Genomic DNA, 306 nt, shown 5'->3' with positions numbered 1-306 from the left:
TTGAAGTTACCCCAAAACGGCCTGATGCCACCTGTTTGATAGCAGAACGCATCGAATCGCCGTTTGGTAGTTTATCGTAACGTATCTCGTCTTCGCCACCCTCGCCGGTATTGCTTTTGCCGCCAATGCGGTTCATGGCGATAGCCATCAGACTGTGCGCTTCGTGCGAGATAGAACCGAACGACATGGCACCTGTAGCGAAATGCTTCATGATGCTTTCTATCGGCTCGACCTCATCAATGGTTATCGCTTCGCGATGATGCGCAAAATCAAGCAGGCCACGTATGGTGTAATGCTTCTCGGTTT

Annotated in this window: 1 protein-coding gene; it reads right to left on the bottom strand. The window is 50.7% G+C overall.

All coding sequences use genetic code 11. The features are described from left to right. A partial coding sequence (locus tag E2R66_RS28215) for a glutamate synthase-related protein (protein ID WP_134738032.1) occupies positions 1 to 306 on the bottom strand: 306 nt, incomplete at both ends.

The sequence above is a fragment of the Mucilaginibacter psychrotolerans genome (assembly GCF_004519315.1).
Lineage (GTDB): Bacteria > Bacteroidota > Bacteroidia > Sphingobacteriales > Sphingobacteriaceae > Mucilaginibacter > Mucilaginibacter psychrotolerans.
The sequence above is the reverse complement of the archived record's forward strand: the minus strand, read 5'-3'. Positions and strand labels throughout refer to the sequence as shown.